This is a genomic window from Methylobacterium sp. Leaf466, assembly GCF_001425565.1.
Classification (GTDB): domain Bacteria; phylum Pseudomonadota; class Alphaproteobacteria; order Rhizobiales; family Beijerinckiaceae; genus Methylobacterium.
Genome location: NZ_LMRC01000001.1, coordinates 236344 through 261677 on the forward strand (window position 1 = coordinate 236344; position 25334 = coordinate 261677).

The following is a 25334-nucleotide window of genomic DNA, read 5'->3' on the forward strand; positions in this document are numbered from 1 at the left end:
TGGGTTGCGCCGGGCGGAAAATTCGGTGCGGAACGCGACGGCCGGCCTGTTGGCCAGCCGTCGATCCCGGGTTCGTCGGGGGCTTGCGCCATCATCTTGGCGACGGCGTGACGGCCTCGCCTCGCTGACACGGGTATTCCCGTCACGCAACCCGTCGCGGTGCCCTCAAGCGCCAGATCACACACGACCGCTCGGCCGGGTCGAGGGCGATGCGGTGCGACTTGCCGCGCAGTTCGAACGTGTATCCTTGCAACAGGTCCTCTACCTCGACCGCGCCGTCGTCGGGCTGGCCCAGCAGCCAGAGCGGGACCTCGTAGGTGCATTCACGACGGTTGCGCGGATCGAGGTTGACCATCACGAAGATGCAATTGTCGCCTTCCGGCGTGGTCTTGGCATAGGCCACGATCTCGTCGTCGCCCGCAGCCGTGAAGACGACGTTCCGGAAATCCCACAATGCGGGATTGTCGCGACGGATGCGGTTGAGCTTGATGATGTGCTCACGGATATTGCCGGGGCGGTGATAATCCCACGCCTTGAGCTCGTACTTCTCCGAGTTCAGATATTCTTCCTTGCCCGGATAGGGCTCGGCTTCGCACATCTCGAAGCCGTTGTAGATGCCGTAGACGGACGACAGGGTCGCCGCCAGCGTGGCGCGCACGACGAACCCGGCCCGACCGCTGGTCTGGAGATAGATCGGGTTGATGTCCGGCGTATTGGCGAAGAAATTAGGCCGATAGTACTCGCCCATCTCTCCGGCCAATTCCGTGGAATAGGCGATGAGGTCGGCCTTGGTGTCGCGCCAGGTGAAGTAGGTGTAGCTCTGCTGGTAGCCGGCCTTGGCGAGCTTCTTCATCATCTTGGGCCGCGTGAAGGCCTCGGCCAGAAAGATGACGTCGGGATAGCGGTCGTTGACCTCGGCGATCATCCATTCCCAGAACGGGATCGGCTTGGTGTGGGGGTTGTCGACACGGAAGATGCGAACGCCGCGCTCGGCCCAGCCCATGACGATATCGCGCAATTCGATCCACAGCGACGGCAGCGCGCCGCCGTAGAAATGCACGTTCGAGATGTCCTCGTACTTCTTCGGGGGGTTCTCGGCGAACTTCAGGGTGCCGTCGGGCCGCCACTCGAACCATTCCGGGTGGGTCTTGATCCAGGGGTGGTCGGGCGAGCACTGGATCGCGAAGTCTAGCGCGATCTCCATGCCGTAGGCATGGCTGGCCGCGACCAGCCGCGAGAAATCCTCGAGCGTCCCGAGGTCGGGATGGACCGCATCGTGGCCGCCCTCCTCCGCACCCACGGCATAGACCGAGCCCACGTCACCGGGCAGCGCCTTGAGGGTGTTGTTCTTGCCCTTGCGGTTGGTGCGCCCGATCGGATGGATCGGCGTGAAGTACAGCACGTCGAAGCCGAGTTCGCGGATCTGCGGCAGACGCGCGATGACGTCGTCGAAGGTGCCGTGGCGGTTGACGTCGCCCGATTGCGAGCGCGGGAAGATTTCGTACCAGGCCGAGAATCGCGCCGCCAGGCGATCGGCGATCACCGGAACCTCGACGGGATACCGCGAGAGGTTCAGGCGCTCGGCATTGCGCTGAACGAGAGCGGCGGTCTCGGGCGCCAGGATCAGGTCGAGCTGCTCCGCCGACCCCGCCTGCTCCAGGTCGAGGGCGACGAGCAGGGATTCGAGTGCTGCGGCATCGGGCTCCTCGGCGCGGCTCGCCGCATCCTGGACGATGGCGACGCCCTCGATGGTCTCCAGGCGCACGTCGACGCCGGCGTTGCGCTTCTTGAGGGTGTCGCGCATCCACGAGGCGAAGCCGTCTCGCCACGCCTCGATGGTGAAGACGTAGCGGGCATTGCGCTCCAGCGGGAAGGACCCTCCCCAGCGGTCGTTGTCGACGAAGGTCATCGGATCGCGGCGCCATTCGGTCTCGCCGGCCGGGCGCGACAGGATCGCGGCGGCGATGATGTCGTGGCCGTCGCTGAAGACGTCGGCGGCCACCGCCACGCGCTCGCCGACCACGCGCTTGACCGCGGAACGGCCGCCGTCGATTTCCGGGCTCACGGCCTCGATGACGACGCGGCCGCGACCGTCCGGGTTGGTCGGTGTCGGCCAGCGCGAGACCTTGGGTCGCTCGGCCGCCAGGATACGGACTTCGCCCGGTGAGAGGGTGACGACCCCACCGGCCCGGAAAGCGATCGGCTCCACCTCGGGGGTGCGATCGACGAAGGTGCCGAGCATGCCGCCGGTACGGGCCAGAAGAGGTCCGGGCTCCACCACGGCCGGCGCGTCAGTGGGGTTGTGGAGCACCAGCACCGCATGGCGGGCCGAGGCGGCGTGGCCGGTATCGAAGCGGATCAGCGCGACCACCGCCGCGTCCGGCGCCGAGATCCGCGCCTGGGCGCCCTCGACGTTGGCGGCGGACAACTCGGCCCGCAACGCATTGATGGCGGCGATGGAGGCCGAGATGTCCACCCCCGTGGCGGTCTCGCGTGCCTCAGGCGTCGTCTCGACCACGTGCAGCGGACGCGCGTAGCCCCACTCGTAGCCGATCGGCATCAAGACACCGGCCGAAAAGAACGCGGCCAGGGTGTAGCGGGCCTTGAGATGGCGGGCGATCGCCGCGGCGTCGCCCGGCGCCTGCGCCGCGAGGCGCGGCATGTCGTGGTTCTCGGGGAACGCGATCGAGGGCGCGATGACGCGCAGGCGCTCGTACTGCTCCAGCGCCCACGGCGCCTTGAGATCCCACCAGGCAAAGGAGTTGAAGAGGTAGTCGAAGCCGGAGCCGGCGGTGGCCTGCGCCTCCTCGAAGGTACAGCCCAGCGTCTCGGCTGCGAACAAACAGTCCGGCTCGATCGCCTTGGCCGACTGGATCAGGACACGCCAGACCTCCGGCGGCACCTTGTAGGCGGCGTCGCAGCGGAATCCACTCACGCCGAGGTCCTGCAGGCGGCTGATGTAGGCGGCCCAGAGCTTGGTCAGCTCATGGGCGGCAGCTTCCGAATGATAATTCAATTCGGCGAGGTCGCCCCAGACGGTGCGGATCGTCGGGTCGTCGGGATCGACCGCATAGGGGCTTTCGGGATGCCCGTGTTCATCGAGGACGAACAGATCCGGCCGCGAGCGTGCGAGGGGGCCGTCCTTGGCAGTGTGGTTGATGACGAGATCGGTCATCACCGAGAGACCGAGTTCCTGCGCCGCCGCGCAGAAGCGACGGACCTGGTCGTCGTCGGACGTTCCGTCCTGGTCGCGGAACCGCTCGTCCAGGCGCTCGATGTCCGAGACGGCATAGAGGCTGCGCGAACCGCCGGTCTGGTGAAACGGATTGAGGTAGATCCAGTCGAACCCCATCGCGGCGATGCGCGGCAGTTCGGCGGTCCAGGCGGAGACGGGCCCAACCAGGAGCGGGAAAAGGTTGTAGATCCGCGGCCCCTCGGCCCGGGGCGCCAGTGTGGCGGGCAGCGCCACGAGGCCGGCGTCGGCCCGCTGCGCGGAGGTCCTTGCGGGGTTGGGAGCGTTCATGTCTTCGTCCTATCGGTCGTCGCGCGCCCTCGGGCCTCTGCGAGAGAGGGGGCCGCGCACTGAGAGTTCGAGGGTGACCAACCCGATCACTCTGACCCGGTCGGCGTCCCCCTCATGCCCCGCCCGCGGCGAGGCACCCTCCCCCTTTGCGTCGGGGAAGGGTTCGGATTGTCTCAACCCGTCCGTTTAAGGACGGCGTATGGCAGTTGCGCGAAGAGATCGGCGACATCGAGCCGGCCGTCACCGACCGCCACGTCGCGTCCGGTGACGAGGTCGGTCCACCGGCTCTCACCCGGCACCGGGAGAACGGTCCCGGCAAAGCGCGACGCCGACCACACGCCATCTCCCGGCAAGCCCGATACGAGACGTGGAACCGCCACGATCAGATCACCCTCGCCACTGGTGCTGGCCGAGCGCGTGAAGGCGATGACGTGCCCGGCCATGTCACCGGCCGCGGGAGCGGCGATGTAGTCGGCGTCCGCGTAGAAGGACGGCCGGGCCGCGCGATCCTGGAGAAGTCGCGCCAGCGTCGCCTGCTTGACCCGCCCGTCCGGCCAGGTGCCGAGCAGAGAGGCCACGTCCGCCTCGCCGAAGAGGGCCTGTGACAGCGCCGAATAGTCCACCGGGCGGCGATTGTCGGGGTCTACGAAGGAAAAATCCCAGTTCTCCGTGCCCTGGTAGGTGTCGGGAAGGCCAGGCAGGGTCGCCTTTAGGACGGTGCGGCCGAGGCTGGCGATCATGCCGAGGTGGGCGAGTCGGCGCGCAAACGGACGCAGACGGTCGAGGAAGTCCGACCCCGGTGCGATCAGCTTGGCGAACAGCGCCTTGACCGCGCCCTCGTAAGCCTCGTCGACGTTGACCCAGCTCGACCGGCGCTTGCCCTCGCGCAGCGCCTTCTCCGAATAGGCGCCGAGCCGCTCGCGAAAATCGGTGATGGCCGCTTCGTCGTCGCGCTCAAGCAGTTCAAGCGGCCAGGCCCCGAGGATCGCCTGGAAGAACATCCACTGGTCGTTGGCGTCAGGCACGGCCTCGTCGTCGATGACGGTCAGGTGCGAAGCGGCGATCTCCTGCCAGCTCGCCCAGGCCTGCGCCCATTCCTCGGGAATCTCGGACAGGGCGAGCAGTCGGGTGCGGGCATCCTCGCCGCGCTTGGTATCGTGGGTCGCCGTGGTGATCATCGCGTTGGGCCAGTCGCGGGCGCGCGCCACCTGCAACGCGTGGAAATGCTCCACCGACAGGCCGTACTCGCCCGGATCGCCACCGACCTCGTTAAGGGCGAGGAGGGCCGCGTAGCGATAGAATAGAGTATCTTCCAGGCTCTTGGCCATCACCGGGCCGGTGAGCTGCTGGAAGCGACGACGGAAGCGCAGGATCACCGCCGGGTCCGGACGCCCGGGAGCCGCCGTGTCGATGCGTCCGAGCAGCGCGTCCGCCGCGAAGTCGTGAACCGACCGATCCGGCAGCGCGCTCCAGCGCTTGGCCTTCTTCACAGCACCTTCGATCAGGCGGATGTCCTCGTCCTCCACGTCGCTTTCGTCGAGGTCGCCGGGCAGGTAGCTGCGGTAGGTCGGGAAGCGCGCGATGATCTCGATCAAGGCGCGGCGGATGGCGTTCACCGAAAAGTCGCGGGTGCGACGGTCGGCGTCGGCGATCTGCTTCAGGTCGGAGGTCATCACCTCGAGCTCGCTGGCGAAGCTGATCTCGAGGATCTCGGCCTTGGCCGCGCGCAGCATGAACTTGTAGGGCTCGTCGAACCCGGTGCTCGCCTCGTAGAGCTTGCGCACGTCCGTGCGTCGGCCCTGGTCGACGAGGATGCCGTCGAGCTGGTTGAGCACATCGTAGCCGGTGGTGCCGGCGACAGGCCATGGACGCAGCTTCTCGCCGGGCTCCAGGATCTTCTCCACCACCACGTAGAAGCCGGGGCCGACCGCCGCCTGCAGCGCGCGGGCGTAGCCGAGGGGATCGGCCAGGCCGTCGATGTGGTCGATGCGCAGCCCGTCGATGCGGCCCTCGCGGATGTGCCGGAAGATGGTCTCGTGCGAGCGCTGGAAGATGTCGGATTTCTCGACGCGCAGGCCCGCCAGGGAATTCACGTCGAAGAAGCGACGATAGTTGATGTCGCTCGCCGCGACCCGCCAATGGGCGAGACGGTACGACTGCAATTCGAGCAACCTGTGGAGGGGGCCGAAGCTGTCGGGATAACCCTCGGCGCCGTTGAACAACCGCAGGGTCCGCTCGATCGCGTCACCGAGGGCGGAGGACGCCGCCACCGCCTCCGCCAGGCGCTCCTTGAGCTCTTCCGCCTCGGCCGGGAAACCGCGCCGACGCTCGAAGCTCGTCTCCTCGCCCATCAGCCGCAACTGCTCGGAGATGCTGAGGACCTCGAAGGCGGCGGCGTCGCCGACTTCGTTCAGGGCAGCCAGTGCGCGGTTGAGGATCGACGGATACTGCAGCGGGCAGACCGGAAAGGCGTGCTCATAGTGCCAGACGCTGAAGGCGCCTTTGGCGGCGTCGAACTTCAGGTCGAGCTTGCCGCTCTCCAGGGCCTCGCCGTAGCGGTCCCCGAGGAAGGGAACCACCAGCTTGTTGTTGGCGCCGAGCCGCGACCAGTCGATGTCGAAGGCATGGGCAAAGGGCGACAGCCCGCCCCATTCGAGCACCGACAGCCACCATGGATTGTCGGCGCCGCCGACGCCCATGTGGTTGGGCACGATATCGAGCAGCAGCTTGAGGCCGTGCCCGTGCAGCGTTTCGGAAAAGCGGACGAAGGCGTCCTCGCCGCCAAGCTCCGGATTGATGGTGGCATGGTCGGCGATGTCGTAGCCATGGGTCGAGCCCGGCCGCGCCTTCTGGATCGGCGATGCGTAGACGTGGCTGATCCCGAGCTTTTCCAGGTACGGAATGATCCGCTCGGCGTCCGCGAAGGTGAAACCTTCGTGGAACTGCAGGCGGTAGGTCGCCCGCGGCGGCGCCGAGGCGAGCCGTGCCGCACCCGAACGCGGCCCACGCGCTTCGGCCGACAGGGAAGCCGCGAGCTTGGCCAGGGGCCCGCCGGGGGCGGCGATGGCCTCGAGGCTGCGGTCGAGCTTGCGCCGCCAGTTCGGATAGCCCTCCGTCGACCCGGGCACGTTGGCCTGGCTGAGTTCGGAGACCACGTCCTCGTATTGCACCGCCGTCAGCATCGACGGCGCACGGGCGAGGTAGCGAGCGGCGGCCTCGAAGGGAGCCGCCTCGGGCGGATCGTAGCTCGGCAACAGCTGATCTGCCGCCAGGGCCTCCGTCAGTCTGGCCCGCTCGGTGACGCGGCCGAGGCGCTCGGCCTCGGCCCGCTCGGCATCGTACAGCCCGAGAGCCTGGCGGGTGTCGGTGTCGACCACCCGCCACCAGCCGACGAAGGTCGGCAGGTCGTGGGTGGTGATGGCGGTGAGCGCGTCGCGCGGATAGGCGGCCGGCGGCTTGAAGCGTCCGTCGTTCTCACGCTCGAACGCGAGGATGCGGTAGCTCAGGATGCCGACACGCATCAAGGCGTCGGAGAACCCGTCAGGCGCGGTGCCGAGATCTTCGGCGATGACGAGGCACTTGGCGCGGTGGCTCTCGAGCCGCAACACCGCCAGCATGGCGTCGAAGGGCATCGCCACATAGGCGCCGTCGCGGGCCGATCCGTTGGACGGAATCAGGAAGAGGCGGGCGAGCTGGAAGGCGTGGTCGATGCGGATCGCACCGGCATGGCGCATGTTGGCCTGCACCAGGGCGCGGAACGCGGCGAGGCCATCGCGCTCCATGGCCAGGGGATCGAAGGCCGGCAGGCCCCAATCCTGGCCCTTGGGGGCGAGGAGATCGGGCGGAGCGCCGATCGACACGCCCAGGGCGAACCGATCCGGGTGCGACCAGACCTCGGAGCCGCCGCGATCCGCGCCGACGGCGAGATCGCGATAGAGGCCGAGCCTCATCCCCGCCCCCAATGCGGCCTGCGACGCTGCCCCGAGCTGGACATCGGCGAGGTACTGCAGCCAGACGTGATAGCTGACCGATTCCGCGTTCTCGCGGGCGAAAGCCGCCACCGCATCGGAGCCGGCGGACCGCATCTCCTCCGGCCAATCGCCGACCCAATGGGCGCCGCGGGCCTGATAGAAGGCCGAGAGCGCCTCGAAGCGCCCATGCGCTTCAAGGTCGGGGCCGCCGGCCTCGCGAAAGGCCTGGAAGTCTGCGTCCCGGCCCCTGCGCGCCGGAGAATCCTCCCACAGGGCCTGCAGCACGGGCGATAGCACGGCCCAGATGCCCGCGTGGTCGACGAGGGCCGCCTCGCGCAGCGCCTCGACCCGCGGCGCCATCTCGGCGAGGCGTGCCGCGGCGCGTGAGCCCGCGAACCCAGGCAGGGTCCCCGGCTCGATGAACAGTGTCTCGAGGAACAGGCGCGAAGACGGTGAATAGGGCGAAATCTTGCTGCGGTCCGACTCGAACAAGGCATGGACCGGGCTGAGGCCGAGGAACGATGCGCCCCGCAGGCCCGCGTCGCGGGCGGCGCGTCCCGCATCGGCATAGGAGCCGATGCCGAGGTTGTCCGGCGAGCGCAGCCCGTAGAGCTGGGCGGCCAGCCCCCAATCCCGGGCGCCCTCGTCGGCATAGGCCCGCGGGCGCCAGCAGCGCTTGGGCGCCGCGATCACCCAGGCCTGCCCGCGCCGGTCACCGAGGGACGCGGTGAGGCGGTGATAGCCCGGCGTAAGGGGCGGGAGCGAGAAGGTGGCGTCCTCGCCTTCGCCGAGGGCGGCGCGGCCCTCGCGGACCTGACCGCGCTCGTCGACGAGCTTCCAGGCGACATGGCCCGATGCCGACGACACCCGCAGCGGGATGCTGGCCGCGCGCCGCGACTCGACCGGCAGCAGCGATGGGATCAGGCCGCACCGCAAGTCTTCCACCCGTGACAGGCTCGCCGCGATCTCCGCGTCGTCGTCGACCGCGATCCCGAGGGCGGCGAGCATGCCGCGGCGGGTCTCGAGGCTGGTCTCGACGGGCTGCCCGAATGCGTCGGTGTAGCCGTTCGCGACGCCGACGAGATCGGCGAGTTTTTCGAGGTCGGCGCTCATTGGGCGGCTTTCGTCAGGAAGATGCCGGTCCAGGACGGCAGGAGTATCGTCGAATCGCCAGCGTCGCTGGACCAGATGATGTGACCGCCGTCCGACGGCGTCTCGAAGTCGTCGGTGCCGAGATTGGCGAGGAAGCGCAGAGAGCCGGCCTCGTATCGCCAAGTGCAATCCACGACGTCGGGCCGCGGCAGGTGGACCTGCGCCCCGAGATAGCGGGACTTCGTCAGCGGCACCACCGACTGGCGGCGGATCTGCAGGAGATTGCGGGTATCGGCCCAGACCTCGCGGTGGCCCGGCCGGTCACGCTCGGCCCAGTCGATCTTGGAGTCGAGGAACGTCGCCTCCTCGGTCGGATCGGGGATCACGGAGGTGTCGTCGGCGAATGCCGCGAAGCTCTTGAACTCGCGCCGGCGCCCCTCGCGAACCGCCTTGTTGAGGTCGTGGTCGGGCGCGAAATCGACGAAGAACAGGAACGGGGCAGTGGCCGACCATTCTTCGCCCATCCACAGCATCGGGATCTGCGGCGCGAGCAGCAGCCCTGCCCGTGCCAGCGCGAGCTTCTTCGGGTCGCTGAGCGCGCTCAGCCGCTCGCCGAGGGCCCGGTTCCCGACCTGATCGTGGTTCTGGAGGAAGGTGACGAAGGCCGAGGGCGGCAGATGGGCCGAGGGTTCGCCGCGCGGATGGTTGTCGAGGGTCGGGAACGGCTCGCCTTGATAGGCGAAGCCCTCCGACAGGCAGCGCGCCAGATGCGCGACGGGCTTGTCGGAGAAGCTGGCGTAATAGCCGGCGTCCTCGCCCGTCAGCAGCACGTGCCAGCAGTGGTGGAGGTCGTCGGCCCATTGCGCGTCGTGCTGCCTGGCCTTCCCGTCCGCACCCCGTTCGAGCCAGCGTGCCTGGTTGGCTTCGTTCTCGAGCACCAGATGGACCTGCCGGCCGGGCAGGCGGGCCCGGATCGTCTCGCCAAGCTCACCGATGAAATGCGTCTCGGAATCGTCGAGGATCGCGTGGACCGCATCGAAACGCAGGCCGTCGAAGTGGTATTCCTCCAGCCAGTAGAGTGCGTTCTGGAAGAAGAAGTCGCGCACGACGCGGCCACTGTCCTGGCCGTCGACGTTGATGCCGGCCCCCCAGGGTGTCTGGTGACGCTCGGTGAAGAAGGTCTTTGCGTAGACGTTGAGATAGTTCCCGGCCGGGCCGAAGTGATTGTAGACGACGTCGAGGAAGACCATCAGCCCGAGGCCGTGCGCGCGTTCGACGAGGCGCTTGAGATCGTCGGGCGTGCCGTATGCGGCGTCGGGTGCATAGGGCAGCACGCCGTCGTAGCCCCAGTTGCGGGTGCCCTTGAAGTCGGCGAGTGGCAGCAATTCGATGGCGGTGACGCCGAGATCGCACAAATCCTCGAGCTTGTCGGCGAGGGCGGCGTAGGTGCCCTCCGGCGTCGCGGTGCCGACGTGGAGTTCGTAGAGCACGACCTCTTCCCACGGCCGGCCCTTCCAGGCGGCATCGGTCCAGACGTGAGCGTGTCCATCCACGATTTCGCTGAGGCCAGACACGTCGTCGGGCTGGAAACGCGAAGCCGGATCGGGAACGACGAGGTCACCGTCGATGCGATACCCGTAGCGTGCGCCGCTGCCGATGCCGGGGACCGTCAGGACGCGCCACCCGCCGCCGACATCGGGTACGTCGTGGTCGACCCCGTCGAGCACGAGGGCGACCCGCTCGGCGGTGGGGGCCCAGAGGGCGAACCGGGTCCCATCCTTGGTCGTCTCTGCGCCGAAGGGCATCGTATGGGCACGCTGCATCAGGCGGCATCCTCGATCATCATGGTTGTGGCATCCGAACGTCGGCGCCGGAGCGTGCACAGCACCGATTGGTTGAGAAGGCGGCCCGGCGCGGTCTGGTTCCCGCATCCGAGCTATGGCGTGGCCACACCGCGACAACCCGCACGGGCAGCGGAATGTTGCACCGCATTTCGAGGACGCCCACCCGCCTCCGGCCGATCGGCGGGCGAGCCCCGGCCGCTCTGAACCGACAAAGGCAGGACCGGTCACGGAACCCACGCCCGGCCGGAATTCTTACCTTGCGCCACTCGCGCCTGGGAGAGAACGATGAGCCGTGGATATCCGTCGATGACGGCATTGCTGGGCCTGCTGGCGGTAGCCGGCTTCCAGAACAGGGACAAGATCGCCGAGATGCTCGGCGGCCTCGGCAAAGGGCAGCCGGGACAGCCGGTCGAGCAGGGTGGATTGAGCGGAATTCTCGGCAGCATCGCCGGCGCCCTGGGCGGTGCCGGGGCCGGCGCGGGAGCCGGCGGCTTCCTCGGCGGCGGCGTCGGCGAACTCGTCGACCGGTTCCGGCAGGCCGGCCAGGGCGAGACCGCGGACTCCTGGGTCAAGCAGGGCCCGAACCGCGAGATCGCTCCGCCCCAGCTCGAACAGGCGATCGGTCCCGACGTTCTCGCGACCCTGTCGCAGCAGACGGGCCTGTCGCGGGAGGAGCTGCTCTCCCGGCTGTCGCGCGAGCTGCCCAAGGCGATCGACCAGTACACGCCGGACGGACGCGTGCCCGCGTAGGGCGACGCCGTCCCAAGCCGCCGGGCGGGACGGAGCGTCCCGACCCGGCGGTTCGGCTATCCCCTGGCGAATCCCGCACCATAGGCCGCCGCGGGGCGGGCGCGCAGGACGAGAAGCGAGCGTCCGTCGAGGCGGATGCGGGTGCCCGGCAGGAACAGGGCCTGGGCGCCCTGAACCTGACCGATGGGCCGCGTGGTGTCGAAGATGGCCACCCAGGGACCGCCGACGACGAGAGCCAGGGTGAAGTCGCAGGCGGCCTCGGCGGCGTTCACGAGCACCAGCAACCGGTCGGCTTCCGGAAGGTCGTTGCCGATCTGCATCCCGAAGGTCTGGCGGTTGTCGTCCCCCCAATCGCGAGCATCCATTTCCTCGCCGTTCGGCGACAGCCAGTGGACGTCGCGCAGGGCCTCGTCGGGGTCGATCGGGTTGCCTGTCAGGAAGGCGCGGCGGCGCAGTGCCGGCTGCTCGCGCCGCAGGCGGGTGAGATTGGCGACGAAACTCGCCAGGCCGGGATCGGGATCATTCTCCCAATCGACCCAATTGGTCTCGTTGTCCTGGGCGTAGGCGTTGTTGTTGCCCTTCTGGCTACGGGAACGCTCGTCGCCCATCAGCAGCATGGGCACGCCCTGGGCGAGGAGGATTGTCGCGAGAAGATTGCGCTTCTGCCGATGGCGAAGGGCGAGGATGGCCGGATCCTCGGTCTCGCCTTCGACCCCATAGTTGCGGGACAGGTTGTGGCCGTGGCCGTCGCGGTTGTCTTCCCCATTGGCCAGATTGTGCTTGTCCTCGTAGGCGACGACATCGGCGAGCGTGTAGCCGTCGTGGCTCGCCACGTAGTTGATGCTCGCCTGGGGCGCCCGGCCTGAGGGCCCGAAGATCTCGCGAGAGCCCGACAACCCCTGCGTCACCTTCGCGAGCATCCCCGGATCGCCGCGCCAGAATCCGCGGACGCTGTCGCGGAACTGGTCGTTCCATTCGCTCCAGCCCTTCGGATAGCCGCCGAGCTGGTAGCCGCCGGCTCCGATGTCCCAGGGCTCGGCGATCATCTTGATGGACGCCAGTACCGGGTCCTGCGCCACCGCCTGGAAGAAGGCCGCCTTGCGCGAGAAATCGTGCGGTGTCCGGCCAAGACAGGTCGCGAGATCGAACCGGAAACCCGCAACTCCATAGGCCGTCACCCAGTGCCGCAGGGAATCGAGCACGAGTTGCATCACGCGGGGATGATCGAGGTCGAGGGTGTTGCCGCACCCGGTACAATCCAGGTCACGCCGCCGGTCGGCGGGGTCGAGCTTGTAGTAGCTGGCGTTGTCGATGCCGCGAAACGACAATGTCGGCCCAAGCCGATCCGCTTCGGCCGTGTGGTTGTAGACGACGTCGAGATAGACCTCGATCTCGGCCGCCGCCAACTCGCGGATCGCCGCCTTCAAGCCGCCGATGCCGGTCGGACCGAGGTAGCGTGGCTCCGGCGCGAAATAGTTGAGGGGCGAGTAGCCCCAGAAATTGCACAGGCCTTTCTCCACGAGGAAACGATCGTCGACGAACGACTGGATCGGCAGGAGTTCGATGGCCGTGACGCCCAGCTTGAGCAGGTGCTCGATGATGGCCGGATGGGCGAGCGCGGCGTAGGTGCCGCGTTCCGCTTCGGGCACCGCCGGGTGGCGCTGGGTCAACGCCTTGACGTGTGCCTCGTAGATCACCGTCTCGGCGAGCGGGCGACGGCTCACGGCGTGCGATTGCGCGGCGATATCGGGGGCCGTCACCACCGCCTTGGGCATGTGGATGGCACTGTCGCGCCGATCGATCTGGTCCTCGCGCTGCAATGCGCGGCGGTGGCCGTAGAGCGCGTCGTGCCAGCGCAGCCGGCCACGAATCTCGCGGGCATAGGGATCGAGCAGGAGCTTGGCCGGATTGAACCTGTGGCCCTGCGCCGGGTCCCACGGGCCATGGACGCGGTAGCCGTAGAGTTGGCCGGGGAACACGCCGCGCAGGTAGCAGTGCCAGACATCGTCGGTGCGGCACGGCAGCCGGATCGTCTGGTGTTCGTGGCGTTCGCCCGCTTCGAACAGGCACAGATCCACGGCCGTGGCGTGCTCCGAGAACACCGCGAAATTGACGCCGCGGCCATCGAAATGCGCGCCCAGCGGGGCAGGCACGCCGTCATCGATGCCGATCATGCCGAAACTTGTCCACGCTCCGAGGAAAGAAGCGTGACCTTAGTCCTACCGCCGCTGCGGAGCAAAGGCGTCCGACGGTACCCTTCGGCTATTCCGCGGCCGCCGCGGCGCGGGGCGGTTCACGCTCGATCGTACGGAAATTCTCGAGCTCGGTCATGAAGTTGCGCGCCCACCAATCCACATCCTCGCGGGTCATCCGCTCGACCATGGGGGTCCAGCGTTCGAGCCGCTCGCCGCGGGGCATGTACAGCGCGGTCCTGATCGCCTCGGCGACCTCGAATCGGTCGTAGGGATTCACGAGCAGAGCTTCCGGCAGCTGCCGTGCGGCGCCCGCGAATTTCGACAGCACGAGGACGCCAGGGTCTTCGGGACTTTGGGCGACGACGAACTCCTTGGCCACCAGGTTCATGCCGTCGCGCATCGGCGTCACCAGCCCGACCCGGGCGGCACGATAAAGCCCGGCGAGGACCGGGCGCGGATAGGCCTTCGTGACGTACTGGATCGGCGTCCAGTTCGGTTCGCCCAGCGACCCGTTGATCTCGCCGACCGTCTGATTCACCTCGCGGCTGAGCTCCTCGTACTCCGGGACCTCGGTGCGCGATTTCGGGGTGATCTGAATGTAGACGACGTTGCCACGCTGATCGGGATTCGAAGCAAAGAAGCGGTCGACCGCCTCCATCCGCTCCGGCACGCCCTTCGAGTAATCGAGACGATCGACACCGATCAGGAGCTTGCGGGTGCGCAGGCCGGACAACGTCTCGCGCACGACCTTGTTGGCACCGGCGTTCTCGGCGGCCTCCTTGAAGCCGGCCACGTCGATACCGATCGGGAAGCTGCGGATGCGGGTACGCCGCCCCTCCACCATGAGCGAACCGCCACCGAGCGGGATCGCCCGCAGCTCGTCGATGAGGTTGCGCGAGAGGTTGTGGACGTCCGGGTCCGTCTGCAGGCCAATGAGGTCGTAATCGGCGATTGCGCGCAGGAGCTCGCCACTGGCGGGCAGCGTGTTGAACACGTCCGCGGCCGGCCATGGGATGTGATGGAAGTAACCAATCGGGTTGGCGATGCCGAGGCCACGCAACTCGGAGGCCAGCGGCAACATGTGGTAGTCGTGCACCCAGATGATGTCATCCGGCTCGATCAATTTGGCCAGGGTACGCGCGAAAATCCGATTGACCCGGAGATAACCCGCGTAGTCCGAGCGCGAAAAAGACCCGAGACCAAGCCGGTAATGCATGATCGGCCAGAGGGCGCGATTGGCGAAACCGCTGTAATATTCCCGGTGGTCCTGGGGAGACAGATCGACGACCGCATATTGGATGTGGCCGCGGTCGATCAGGGTCGGTTCGGGCGACGGGTTTTCGGTGACGGTTCCGCTCCAGCCGAACCAGAGCCCTTCGTAGGCGGTGAAAGCCTCCTTGACGGCGACGGCCAATCCGCCGGCTGCCACCGCCTTGCCCTGTTCGTCGGGGATCGCGACGCGGTTCGATACGATGACAAGGCGTGCCACGAATGTGGGCTCCGGTCCTCAGGGCTCGGCGCGACCACCGCGCTTCGCCATCAATGAAATGCTTACGTGAACGCGCAAAGACCGTTCGTGATCCGTGCCTACAGCCAAGCGCCTTTGAGCCTCGTCGGTCAAGGCATCGCCGACGCCGGACCGATCGTTTGGCAGAATGGCACACAACTCCCGCCGAAAAGCGTCCACCGGGTCGATGTCCTGACCGGCCAAGCTCGGCTTTCATGCCCTGGGCGCGATGAACGGAGCCTGATCGCGACCCGAGCGACAGGGACCGACCGGCTTCCCCGCGTCACCTCTCTCGGGCTTCACGGTCGGCTGCCGGCGCGAGCGGGAAAACGCCGGGCTCCATAGAAGGAACCGGCGCCCACGGGGAATGTTACACCGCCACAACATAGCACCTGCGACGCCGTCGTGCCCTGCGGCCGTCGCGCGCGCCAGTGAAGGAGTGACACCCGTGAGCGGCATCAACGCCCCAGGCCAACACGCCAACGAGTCCCTGTCCGGCGACAATACGGCTCCCCCCGATCTCAAGGCCCTGCGCAGCGACGTCGACGGTATTGCCAACCTCGCCGTCGAGCGCGGCCGCGGGTTCGTGGAAGCCGCCAAGGTCCAGGTGACCGACTACGTCGATCGGCGCAAGGGCGACGCCGCCCAGTCGGTCCACGACCTCGCCAAGGGTCTGCGCGACTCGAGCAAGACGTTCGACGACAAGCCCAACATCAAGGCTTTCTTCGACAGTGCCGCCGAGGGCTTGGAGCAGCTCGGCGGATCGATCGAGTCGCGGAGCTTCGCCGACTTCTACGACGACGCCGAGGCCTTCGCTCGCCGGGCGCCGGTCGCCGTGGCCGTCGCGACCTTCGTGACCGGCTTCATGGTCGCGCGTTTCATCAAGTCGTCGAGCGTTTCGCCGAAGGGCGATCGTTACGACGGCTATGGCGCCTGAGGTCGCGGGCCCATGTCGAACGGCAATCCATCCAGCATCCAGGGGCTCATCGGCGATGCGCTCCGTGAGACCAACGAGCTGGCGCGCAAGGAGATCGCTCTCTTCCGGAACGAGATGACGAGCAACATCCGCTCGCTGTTCCTCGGAATGGCGATGCTCGTCGGCGCCGCCGTTTTCGGCGTCGTGGCCATGCTGGTCCTCGTCGACGCCCTCGTGAAGTGGCTGGCGACGGTGGTGAACTCCGAAGCGTTGGCCGCCCTCATCGTCGGCGGCGTCCTGCTCGTCGTCGCGATCGGCCTCGCGCTGTGGGGCCGCAGCGCGATGTCGATCTCCACCCTCGCTCCGACGCGCACGACCCGGCAGGTCCGCGAAGACGCTCGTACATTGTCCGAAAGGGTTTCGGGATGACCGGTTCGCTCAACGACCTCGAGAAGGACATCGAAGCGAGCCGCGCTCGCCTCGACGAGACCATCGACAAGATCCAGGGTCGGCTCACCGTATCGAGCATCGTCGACGAGATGCTCGGGAACGCTCGCAAGACGCCACTGTCCGGCGCCTACGACGGTGTTCTCGCAGCTGTCCGCCGGAACCCGGTCCCGGTTCTGCTGATCACCGCGGGCGTGGGCTGGTTGCTGCACCGGATGTCGGGCGACGTCATGCGCGATGCCGAGCGGCGCCGCGTCCAGCGGGCGGCCGAGGATCTGCCGGTCCTGAAGAACGGCGCCGATCGGACCTACGATCCGGACCAACCGACCCGACGCTCCGTCAATGGGATCGGCGACGAGACCCAGATCTGAACCCGCGAGCCTATCGGAGACGTCATCGTCGGCGACAGGACCCATCGGCTGCGGAAGACGAGTTCTGTCTACAGTACACGCCCGCTCCGATCGCGGTACGACTTTCGTCACCCTCCGTTATCGAGCCCGAATATCCGGACTCATTGGTCGAGATCGATGCCTCCTCTCTGGAGAGGAGCCGGCACAACGCACGAGGAGTTTGCCAGATGAACACCAGCAAGAGCACCATCGGCGGCCCGGGTACGACGCCCGAAGACATCCTGGCCGCGGCCGGCCTGCCTCACGGCTCGACCACCGAGCATTCTCTGCATGATCGCCTGCACAAAGATACCGCCGCCGGCCTCCACCGGGCCCGAGCCGAGACGGCGGATGCCGTCGACGATGCTCGCGACACCGCCGAGGGGCTGAAGAGCCGCGCCGCGCACCTCGCCGAGCAGGCGTCCGACACGTTCGACGAGGCGAAGGAGCGGGTCTATTCCGCTGCGTCCGATGCCAAGGGACGCGCCGCGGAGACCGCGCGGGACCTGCGTGACCGGGCCGGCCGGACCTACGACGAGACCCGCGACTGGGCCAGCGAGCAGAGTGAGGCCCAGCGTCGGCGGCTGTCCGACCTGTCGGATCGGGGAGCCGAGCGCCTTCGCGAGGGCAAGAGCGCCGTGGAGACCTTCGTGTCCGAGAACCCCCTCCTCGTCGGCGTCGTCGGCGTTGCGGCGGGGCTGCTCCTCGGAGCCCTTCTGCCCCGCACCCGCAAGGAGGACGAGACCGTGGGTCCGTGGGCCGACGAGGTACGCGACCAGGGTCTCCGGTATGCACGCGACATCACCAGCAAGGGCCGCGAGTTCGTTGAGAGCGCCCTCGACCCCGAGGCGATCAACGCCGCTGCGCAGCGTGTCGCCGAGGCCGCCGAGCCGAACGCCGGCGCGAACCGTCCGCGTCCGCACTGACGTTGCGGTAGCTCCGTAGACGACGACGTGGGCGGTGCCGGGCTTGGCACCGCCCTTTTTTCGTCGATGATCCCCGTCCTGCACGCGGTGCTTTGTCGTGCGCACCGCGGTCGCCGGTGCCGTGGGGCCAAGGGAGATGGGCCGAAGGGAGATGGAAGGACCCGACGCGCGGCTTCTCTGGTGCGGCGACACCGCATTCACGATCACGTTCGGCGATAGCATCGACGATGCGCTGACAAGCCGGGTCCTGGCGCTCGATGGCCTCTTGAAGGAGGTGGCGCTGCCCGGCCTCGTCGAGGTCGTACCGACCTATCGTTCCCTGACGGTGCACCTCGATCCCATCGCCGTCGATCCCGCACGACTCGCCGCCGACGTGCTCGCCCTGGCCGGACGGTGCACCACAGCCAGTCGACCGACCCGAATCTGGCGTATCCCCGTGGTCTACGGCGGCGCGTTCGGGGTGGACCTCGACGCCGTGGCGCAGCGGCATGGGCTGACGCCGGAGGCGGTGATCGCGTGCCATGCCTCCGGTGATTACCGGGTCGCGATGCTCGGCTTTCTGCCGGGTTATGCCTATCTCAGCGGGCTCGACCCGCGCCTGGCCCTGCCCCGGCGTGAGAATCCACGCTCCGCAACACCGGCCGGCACGATTTCGATCGGTGGTGCCCAGGCCCTGGTCGCCAGCATCGCGGCGCCCAGCGGTTGGCATCTCCTCGGACGCACGCCCGTGCGGACCTTTCGTCCGGAGGCCGACCCGATCTTCCTGTTCGAACCCGGAGACAGGGTGCGGTTCGTACCGATCGATCCTGACCGTTGGGACGACCTCGACCGTGCCGAGGAGGCCGGCGACTGCGTCGCCGAGTCGATCTCGGCGTGAGCGGGACCGGAGCATGTGCGCTCGTCGTCCTGCGCTGCCATGGCCTGGCGAGCCTGCAGGACGGCGGACGCCGGGGCCATCAGCGCTACGGCCTGTCGCCGTCCGGTGCGATGGATCCGCTCGCCATGGCGATGGCCAACACCCTGGTCGGCAACAAGGCGGATGAAACCGTCATCGAATTCGGTCTCGGCGGCGGCGAGTTTCGCGTTGAGGACGGCGACGTCCGCCTGGCTGTCGCCGGTGCCATGGGCATGGTCGCATGCGATGGCTCTCCGGTGATCGGGGCGCGTTCCTTCGTTCTCGCGAAGGGCCAATGCCTCACCATTGCGCCGCCACATCGTGGCGTCTTCGGCTATCTGGCCGTGGCCGGCGGAATCGGCGGCGCGTCCGTCCTGGGCAGCCGCGCCCTCCACCTGCGCGCCGGCATCGGCGGAATCGACGGACGTCCCCTCCGGCCCGGCGACCGGCTCGACGTGCCTGCCGATCCGGGCGGTATCGACAGGGCCATGCCTGCGCGCCCACACGATGGGCATAGGGCGATCCGCATCATGCTCGGTCCACAGGACGACCACGTCTCGCCGGAGGGATGGGCGGTGTTCCTCGGCGAGGGATTGACGGTCTCGCATCAGGCCGATCGCATGGGATACCGCCTCGACGGTCCGTCGATCGCCCATGGCGGGAAGGGCTACAACATCGTGTCGGACGGGACGGTGGCCGGCTCGATCCAGTTGCCCGGCAACGGCCACCCGATCGTGCTGATGGTGGACCGGCAGACCACCGGCGGATACCCCAAGATCGCGACGGTCGTCTCGGCCGACCTGCGCCGGCTGGCGCAACGGCGGCCCGGCGATGCCGTCCGCTTCGCCATCGTCGATCTCGCCCAGGCGACGGCGGCCGCTCGCGCCCGGTCGCGCGAGATCGCGGCATTGCCGGGGTCGCTCCGAGACGTGGCCGTCGCAGAGGCCGAATGCCTGGGCGGCGCCAACCTGGCCGGCGATGCCGTCGACGCCCTCGCCTCGACCCCATGAGCGCACCGGCCCTCGACGGGCCGGCCGGAGTTGGCTATCGACGCGCCCATGAAGACGGCCGATTGCGACATCCTGATCCTGCCGGGCCTCGGGGGCTCCGACGACGGCCACTGGCAGGTCCGCTGGGCCTCCCGCCTGTCGACGGGTCGTGTCGTCGAGCAGGCCGATTGGCACAATCCCGATCCCGAGGCCTGGTGCGGGCGCATCGTCGAGGCGGTGACGCAGGCGACGCGGCCGGTGATCCTGATCGCCCACAGCCTGGGCGTCGTGGCCACGATCCTGGCCGTTCCCGCCTTCCCGACCGGCGTGGTGCGCGGCGCCGTTCTCGTCGCCCTGCCCGACGTCGAGACGACACCGAACCTGCCCGACGCCGTCCGACGGTTCGCCCCGATCCCGCGCCGGCCCCTGCCGTTCCAGGCCCTGGTCGTGGCGAGCCGCGACGACCCTTATTGCAGCTACGCGCGCGCCGAGGATTTCGCCCTCGCCTGGGGCGCGACGACGGTCGATGCCGGACATTCCGGCCATATCAACATCGCCAGCGGGCACGGCCCCTGGCCCGAGGGCCTGATGCGCCTCGCCGGCTTCATGAAGGACCTGTGAGCGTAGACCAGTAGGACCGGACTCGGCCGCTCCCGCCCCTCGCTTCGTCGTGGTGACCGGTTCGGCGAACGTCGATGCCCTCCGCCTGGGGCTCGCACGCGGCCTACCCGGCCGAAGACCCGATCCGCTGCCGTTCTCGACGGTCGCGCCAGCGATGCACGGAGTGGCACGCGCGAACCCAGAGCGGACGGACCGTCGTTCAGAGGTTCGCACATCGGACAACACCTTACCCGACAACACCTTCGCGTCCCGACGCCCTCACGCCACCGGCCTCAAACACCTTCGCCCCCGACGGTTCGCGCAGACAGGCTGAAGACATCAATTCCGGTCGCATGTTAGGGGAAGGCGGTCGGTCGCTCCCTCACGGGAGCGTGGATCGAAACATCCGCACCGTTGGCCAGGTCGCCACCGACATCGTCGCTCCCTCACGGGAGCGCGGATCGAAATGGCGTCGCGGCCAAAGGCAGCCTGGCTGTTGCGCCGGCACCGCCCCGCTGGAATGCTTTCTCCACATCCTCAAGATCGAACGCGTCAGCCAGCGACGATGGGCGGCCCGAGACGAGGTCCGACGCGACACGTTCGCCGAGATCGCAGGTTGCTGCGAACGGCAACGCTTCCATTCGGCTACCTCACGACCGAACAAGCCGAACAGAACGCGAGCGCCCCCTATCCGTGAAGTCGGGCGATGATCGGATGCCCAGCGCACCGTCAGCTTCGACGACACTGTCCCCCGCTGCCGTCGCAGACGGGCAAAAGTCGAGTAACGGCTTGCAACCTAGGTCGGGAATGGTGCCGCAAGAGGGATTCGAACCCCCGACCCCCTCATTACGAATGAGGTGCTCTACCAGCTGAGCTATTGCGGCACAGGCGCTGGACCGTCGAGCGAGCCGGCACTGCGCGGTGTTACCCGGCCGGTCCGACCTTGGCAAGGTGGCGGGAGCGTCTCGGGGTCATGGGATGCGCAGGCGATGCAGTGGGGCAACGGAATCCGGCGTTGCCACGGCCGACGATCGCGCGATGCAGCTTTCGAGCGAGGCGAACTTTCCATGATCGGCACGCCTTCGCGCTGCGGCAAGGCGCTTTCGGCTGCCGCGCCGCGCACGTGGCGGGGGATGGGGAATACCGGCCGGGATGAAGTCTTTGCAGTTCTTCGTAAGCCCTGTAGTTTCGACGTGAACGATGGCCGGGCGGCATGCCCGCGGCCGCGACCGAGGACCGTGTCCCCCGATGAGGGAAGAGAGTGCGGCGACCCTGCCGGCCCCGCCCGCCGGCCAGCCAGCGATCGACGGGGTGTCCACCTCGCGCAGTGCCGCACCCGCCGCCCCGTTCCGGCTCGGACGCCGCAACGCCTATGCGGCCCTCGACCTCGGCACCAACAATTGCCGGTTGCTGATCGCCGAAGCGGCCTCCCATGGCTTTCGCGTCATCGACGCCTTCTCGCGCATCGTACGCCTCGGCGAGGGGCTCGGCACCTCCGACCGCCTCAGCGAAGCGGCGATCCTGCGCACCCTCGACGCCCTTCGGATCTGCCGCTCCAAGATGGAGACCCGCGGCGTCGTGCGGGCCAAGATCATCGCCACGGAGGCGTGCCGGCTCGCGGTGAACGGCGCCGACTTCGTCGAACGGGTCCGCACGCAGGTCGGACTCGATCTCGAGATCGTCGACCGGCAGACCGAGGCCTATCTCGCCGTCACCGGCTGCGCGGCGCTGGCCGACCCTTACGCCGAATCGGTGGTGATCTTCGATATCGGCGGCGGCTCCACCGAGATCGCCTGGCTCGACGGGGCGGCCACCAATCCGTCGACGGACCCCACCCTGCGCATCCGCGCCTGGGATTCCCTGCCCGTCGGTGTCGTCACCCTGGCCGAACGCCATGGCGGGGCGGAGGTCACGCGGCTGATGTTCGAGGGCATGGTGGAGGAGGTCGCCGACCTCCTCGCCCGCTTCGCGATCCGGGCGGCACCCGCCGCCAACGCCCGGCATTTCCACCTGCTCGGCACCTCCGGCACGGTGACGACGCTGGCGGCCATGCATTTGCGGCTCGTGCGCTACGAGCGCCGCCGGGTCGACGGCCTCTGGATGAGCGACGGCGAGGTCTCCGACGCCATCGACGACCTCCTCGACACGCGCCTCGACCAGCGCGCCGACAACCCCTGCATCGGCCGGGACCGGGCCGACCTCGTGCTGGCGGGCTGCGCCATCCTCGAGGCGATCCGCCGGGCCTTTCCCTCCGAACGCCTGCGCATCGCCGACCGTGGCCTGCGCGAAGGACTGTTGATGAACATGATGCGCGAGGACGGCGTCTGGCGCCGCGGGGGCCACCGTTGACCGATCGGCGCGGTGCCAGCGGCGGGTTGCGGGGCGAACTCAAGCAGCGGGTGAAGACGGGGCGAGGCCGCACGGCGTCTCAGAAGCGTTGGCTGGAACGCCAGCTCAACGATCCCTACGTCGCCCGTGCCAAGCGTGAGGGATATCGCTCGCGGGCCGCCTTCAAGCTCATCGAGATCGACGAGCGTTTCAAGATCATCAAGCCCGGCCAGCGGATCGTCGATCTCGGCGCAGCCCCCGGCGGGTGGTCGCAGGTGGCGGCCAAGATCGTGGGCGCGGAAGGGCGCATCGTCGGCATCGACCTTCTCGAGATCGAGCCGATGACGGGCGTCGAGTTCATCACCCTCGACTTCCTCGATCCGAGCGCGCCCGAACGCCTGACCACGCTCCTCGGCGGCCGGGCCGACCTCGTCCTGTCCGACATGGCCGCCAACACCACCGGCCACAAGCAGACCGACCACCTGCGCATCATCGGACTGGCCGAGACCGCCGCCGAGTTCGCCCGCGAGATCCTGGCGCCGGGCGGGGCCTATCTCGCCAAGGTGTTCCAGGGCGGCACCGAGGGCACGCTGCTCGCCGACTTGAAGCGCGACTTCGCCCTGGTGCGACACGTCAAGCCGAACGCGAGCCGGGCCGATTCGAGCGAATTGTACGTGTTGGCGACGGGGTATCGTGGGACGACGTCCCAGACCGATGAGGCCACCGAGACCTGAGCGACGGCGATCAGAGCCGGCAGGCGCCCTCCAGGGCGGTGTTCTCGGCTTGCGTGAACAGCCGCGAGCGGATGAGGAACCGTTTGTCGCGACCGTTCTCGAGAGAAAACATGCCGCCGCGCCCGGGCACCACGTCGAGGATGAGGTGGGTGTGCTTCCAGACCTGGAACTGCGGCCGGCTGATCCAGAAGTCGGCACCGGCCACCTCGCCGAGGTGCACGTCGCTGTCACCGGTGAGGAAGTCGCCGACGGGGTAGCACATCGGCGAGGAGCCGTCGCAGCAGCCGCCGGACTGGTGGAACATCACCGGCCCGTGCTCGGCGCGCAGTTCGTCGATCAACGCGACGGCCGCCGGGGTCGCGGTGACGCGCAGGGGCGTACCGTCGGCGCCGGCTTGGTCGGCGGTGCTGGGGTCGGTCATGGTCGGTCGTCTTTCGCTCAGGTGAGATCGGCCTCGGACCAGCACGCCAGCCCGTCCTGAAGGGCCGCGCTTCGCGCCGCTGCCTCAGGATCAGGTCGCGAGGTGAACGATCGCAGATATGCCACGCGGAAACGCCCCGGCCCGTCCGGTCGGGGCGCTTCGCGACAGGCGTGGACGGCCTAGAAGAACCCGAGCTTCTTGGACGAGTAGCTGACCAGCATGTTCTTGGTCTGCTGGTAGTGGTCGAGCATCATCTTGTGGTTCTCGCGGCCGATGCCGGACTGCTTGTAGCCGCCGAAGGCCGCATGCGCCGGATAGGCGTGGTAGCAGTTGGTCCAGACGCGGCCGGCCTGGATCGCCCGGCCGAAGCGGTAGGCGCGGCTGCCGTCGCGGGTCCAGACGCCGGCGCCGAGCCCGTAGAGGGTGTCGTTGGCGATGGAGAGCGCTTCGGCATCGTCCTTGAAGGTCGTGACCGAGAGCACGGGCCCGAAGATCTCCTCCTGGAAGATGCGCATCTTGTTGTGGCCCTTGAACACCGTCGGCTTCATGTAGAAGCCCTCGGCGAAGTCGCCGTCCTTCACATTGCGCTCGCCGCCGGTCAGGCACTCGGCACCTTCCTGCTTGCCGATATCGACGTAGCTGAGGATCTTCTCCAGCTGCTCGGAGGAGGCCTGGGCGCCGATCATCGTGGTGGGATCGAGCGGAGAGCCTTGCGTGATCGCCTCCACCCGCTTGATCGCCCGCTCCATGAAGCGGTCGTAGATCGACTCGTGCACCAGCGCCCGGCTCGGACAGGTGCAGACCTCGCCCTGGTTGAGGGCGAACATCGTGAAGCCTTCCAGGGCCTTGTCGAAGAAATCGTCGTCCTCGTTGGCCACATCGGCGAAGAAGATGTTCGGCGACTTGCCGCCGAGCTCCAGCGTCACCGGGATCAGGTTCTGCGAGGCGTACTGCATGATGAGCCGGCCCGTCGTCGTCTCGCCGGTGAACGCGATCTTGGCGATGCGGGGCGAGGAGGCCAGCGGCTTGCCGCATTCGAGGCCGAAGCCGTTGACGATGTTGAGCACGCCCGGCGGCAGCAGGTCGGCGATGAGTTCGGCCACCACGAGGATCGAGGCGGGGGTCTGCTCGGCGGGCTTGAGGACGACGCAGTTGCCGGCGGCGAGCGCGGGCGCCAGCTTCCACACCGCCATCAGGATGGGGAAGTTCCACGGGATGATCTGGCCGACGACGCCGAGCGGCTCGTGGAAGTGGTAGGCCACCGTGTCGTGGTCGATCTCGGAGATCGAGCCTTCCTGGGCGCGCACGCAGCCGGCGAAATAGCGGAAGTGGTCGATGGCGAGCGGAATGTCCGCATGCGTCGTCTCGCGGATCGGCTTGCCGTTGTCCCAGGTCTCGGCCCGGGCGATCAGGTCGAGGTTGTCCTCCATCCGGTCGGCGATCCGGTTGAGGATCAGGGCGCGCTCGGCGGCGGAGGTGCGGCCCCAGGCGTCCTTGGCGGCGTGGGCGGCGTCGAGGGCCTTGTCGACATCCTGCGCATCCGACCGGGCGACCTCGCAGATCACCCGCCCGTTGATGGGAGAGGTGTTCTCGAAGTAGCGGCCGTTCACCGGCGCGACCCACTGGCCACCGATGAAGTTGTCGTAACGGGCCGAGAACGGGGCCTTCAGGCTGGACGCGAGAAACTCCGGCTTGTTCATGGCGAATCCTCCTTGTTGTTGTGTTGAGACCTCATACGCCATGGCAGGGTCCATGCCAAATGAAACCGGTACGGTCGAGCGTCTCTTGTGCGTCGCGGTAAGACGTT

General features: G+C 68.1%; 17 protein-coding genes, 1 tRNA gene and 1 pseudogene. 11 read left to right on the forward strand and 8 right to left on the reverse strand.

Features of this window, described 5'->3' with window-relative positions:
* Positions 1-142 precede the first annotated feature (142 nt).
* The 3 genes from ASG59_RS00945 to treZ all read right to left on the reverse strand — a co-directional run bounded on the left by ASG59_RS00945 (position 143) and on the right by treZ (position 10409).
* Complete coding sequence (locus tag ASG59_RS00945) at positions 143-3523, reverse strand: maltotransferase domain-containing protein (RefSeq protein ID WP_056406449.1); 3381 nt, start codon at positions 3521-3523, stop codon at positions 143-145.
* A 173-nt stretch (positions 3524-3696) separates the two neighbouring features.
* Positions 3697-8607, reverse strand: a complete 4911-nt coding sequence (locus ASG59_RS00950) for a malto-oligosyltrehalose synthase (protein ID WP_056406451.1) — start codon at positions 8605-8607, stop codon at positions 3697-3699.
* Positions 8604-10409, reverse strand: coding sequence for a malto-oligosyltrehalose trehalohydrolase (gene treZ / locus ASG59_RS00955; protein ID WP_056406453.1), 1806 nt, complete (start codon positions 10407-10409; stop codon positions 8604-8606). The genes ASG59_RS00950 and treZ overlap by 4 nt, the downstream gene beginning before the upstream one ends.
* Positions 10410-10715: 306 nt before the next feature.
* Here treZ and ASG59_RS00960 point away from each other — a divergent pair, with 306 nt between their 5' ends.
* Positions 10716-11180 carry a YidB family protein gene (locus ASG59_RS00960; RefSeq protein WP_056406455.1) on the forward strand — a complete coding sequence of 155 codons (465 nt, stop codon included), beginning with the start codon at positions 10716-10718 and terminating at the stop codon, positions 11178-11180.
* Between the two features lie 56 nt (positions 11181-11236).
* Here ASG59_RS00960 and glgX read toward each other — a convergent pair whose 3' ends face one another.
* Both glgX and ASG59_RS00970 read right to left on the reverse strand, forming a co-directional pair.
* The gene (glgX, locus tag ASG59_RS00965) at positions 11237-13354 is read right to left on the reverse strand and encodes a glycogen debranching protein GlgX (protein ID WP_056406457.1); all 2118 of its coding nucleotides are present in this window, start codon (positions 13352-13354) and stop codon (positions 11237-11239) included.
* Positions 13355-13442: 88 nt separating this feature from the next.
* Positions 13443-14864 (reverse strand): trehalose-6-phosphate synthase, encoded by a 1422-nt coding sequence (locus ASG59_RS00970; protein WP_055883992.1) that lies wholly within the window; start codon positions 14862-14864, stop codon positions 13443-13445.
* 508 nt (positions 14865-15372) lie between these two features.
* Between ASG59_RS00970 and ASG59_RS00975 the strand changes: the two genes are divergently transcribed.
* The 8 genes and pseudogenes from ASG59_RS00975 to ASG59_RS21125 form a co-directional block, all read left to right on the forward strand.
* On the forward strand, positions 15373-15819 hold the full coding sequence (locus ASG59_RS00975; protein ID WP_244475598.1) for a hypothetical protein: 447 nt from the start codon (positions 15373-15375) through the stop codon (positions 15817-15819).
* 12 nt (positions 15820-15831) lie between these two features.
* Positions 15832-16227, forward strand: a complete 396-nt coding sequence (locus tag ASG59_RS00980) for a phage holin family protein (protein WP_055883994.1) — start codon at positions 15832-15834, stop codon at positions 16225-16227.
* A complete protein-coding gene (locus ASG59_RS00985; protein WP_055883997.1) occupies positions 16224-16616 on the forward strand; it encodes a DUF3618 domain-containing protein in 393 nt (130 codons plus the stop codon). Before ASG59_RS00980 ends, ASG59_RS00985 begins: the two co-directional genes overlap by 4 nt.
* 143 nt (positions 16617-16759) lie before the next feature.
* Positions 16760-17560, forward strand: coding sequence for a hypothetical protein (locus ASG59_RS00990; protein WP_244475589.1), 801 nt, complete (start codon positions 16760-16762; stop codon positions 17558-17560).
* Between the two features lie 151 nt (positions 17561-17711).
* Positions 17712-18437, forward strand: a complete 726-nt coding sequence (gene pxpB, locus ASG59_RS00995; RefSeq protein ID WP_056406459.1) for a 5-oxoprolinase subunit PxpB — start codon at positions 17712-17714, stop codon at positions 18435-18437.
* Positions 18434-19465, forward strand: a complete 1032-nt coding sequence (locus ASG59_RS01000) for a biotin-dependent carboxyltransferase family protein (protein WP_056406461.1) — start codon at positions 18434-18436, stop codon at positions 19463-19465. The genes pxpB and ASG59_RS01000 overlap by 4 nt, the downstream gene beginning before the upstream one ends.
* A gap of 48 nt (positions 19466-19513) precedes the next feature.
* On the forward strand, positions 19514-20065 hold the full coding sequence (locus tag ASG59_RS01005) for an alpha/beta hydrolase (RefSeq protein WP_056406462.1): 552 nt from the start codon (positions 19514-19516) through the stop codon (positions 20063-20065).
* Between the two features lie 464 nt (positions 20066-20529).
* Positions 20530-20741: pseudogene (locus ASG59_RS21125) on the forward strand (IS3 family transposase); the annotation flags it as partial.
* Between the two features lie 111 nt (positions 20742-20852).
* Here ASG59_RS21125 and ASG59_RS01010 read toward each other — a convergent pair.
* A tRNA-Thr gene (locus ASG59_RS01010) sits at positions 20853-20928 on the reverse strand.
* A 364-nt stretch (positions 20929-21292) separates the two neighbouring features.
* On the opposite strand from ASG59_RS01010, the gene ASG59_RS01015 reads away from it, so the two are divergent.
* Together ASG59_RS01015 and ASG59_RS01020 are read left to right on the forward strand one after the other, a co-directional pair.
* Complete coding sequence (locus tag ASG59_RS01015) at positions 21293-22393, forward strand: Ppx/GppA phosphatase family protein (protein ID WP_056284851.1); 1101 nt, start codon at positions 21293-21295, stop codon at positions 22391-22393.
* Complete coding sequence (locus ASG59_RS01020; protein ID WP_055884018.1) at positions 22390-23106, forward strand: RlmE family RNA methyltransferase; 717 nt, start codon at positions 22390-22392, stop codon at positions 23104-23106. Before ASG59_RS01015 ends, ASG59_RS01020 begins: the two co-directional genes overlap by 4 nt.
* A gap of 10 nt (positions 23107-23116) precedes the next feature.
* Here ASG59_RS01020 and ASG59_RS01025 read toward each other — a convergent pair whose 3' ends face one another.
* Both ASG59_RS01025 and adh read right to left on the reverse strand, forming a co-directional pair.
* Positions 23117-23527, reverse strand: a complete 411-nt coding sequence (locus ASG59_RS01025; protein ID WP_056284846.1) for a DUF779 domain-containing protein — start codon at positions 23525-23527, stop codon at positions 23117-23119.
* Between the two features lie 179 nt (positions 23528-23706).
* On the reverse strand, positions 23707-25227 hold the full coding sequence (gene adh / locus ASG59_RS01030) for an aldehyde dehydrogenase (protein WP_056406465.1): 1521 nt from the start codon (positions 25225-25227) through the stop codon (positions 23707-23709).
* Positions 25228-25334: the final 107 nt, after the last annotated feature.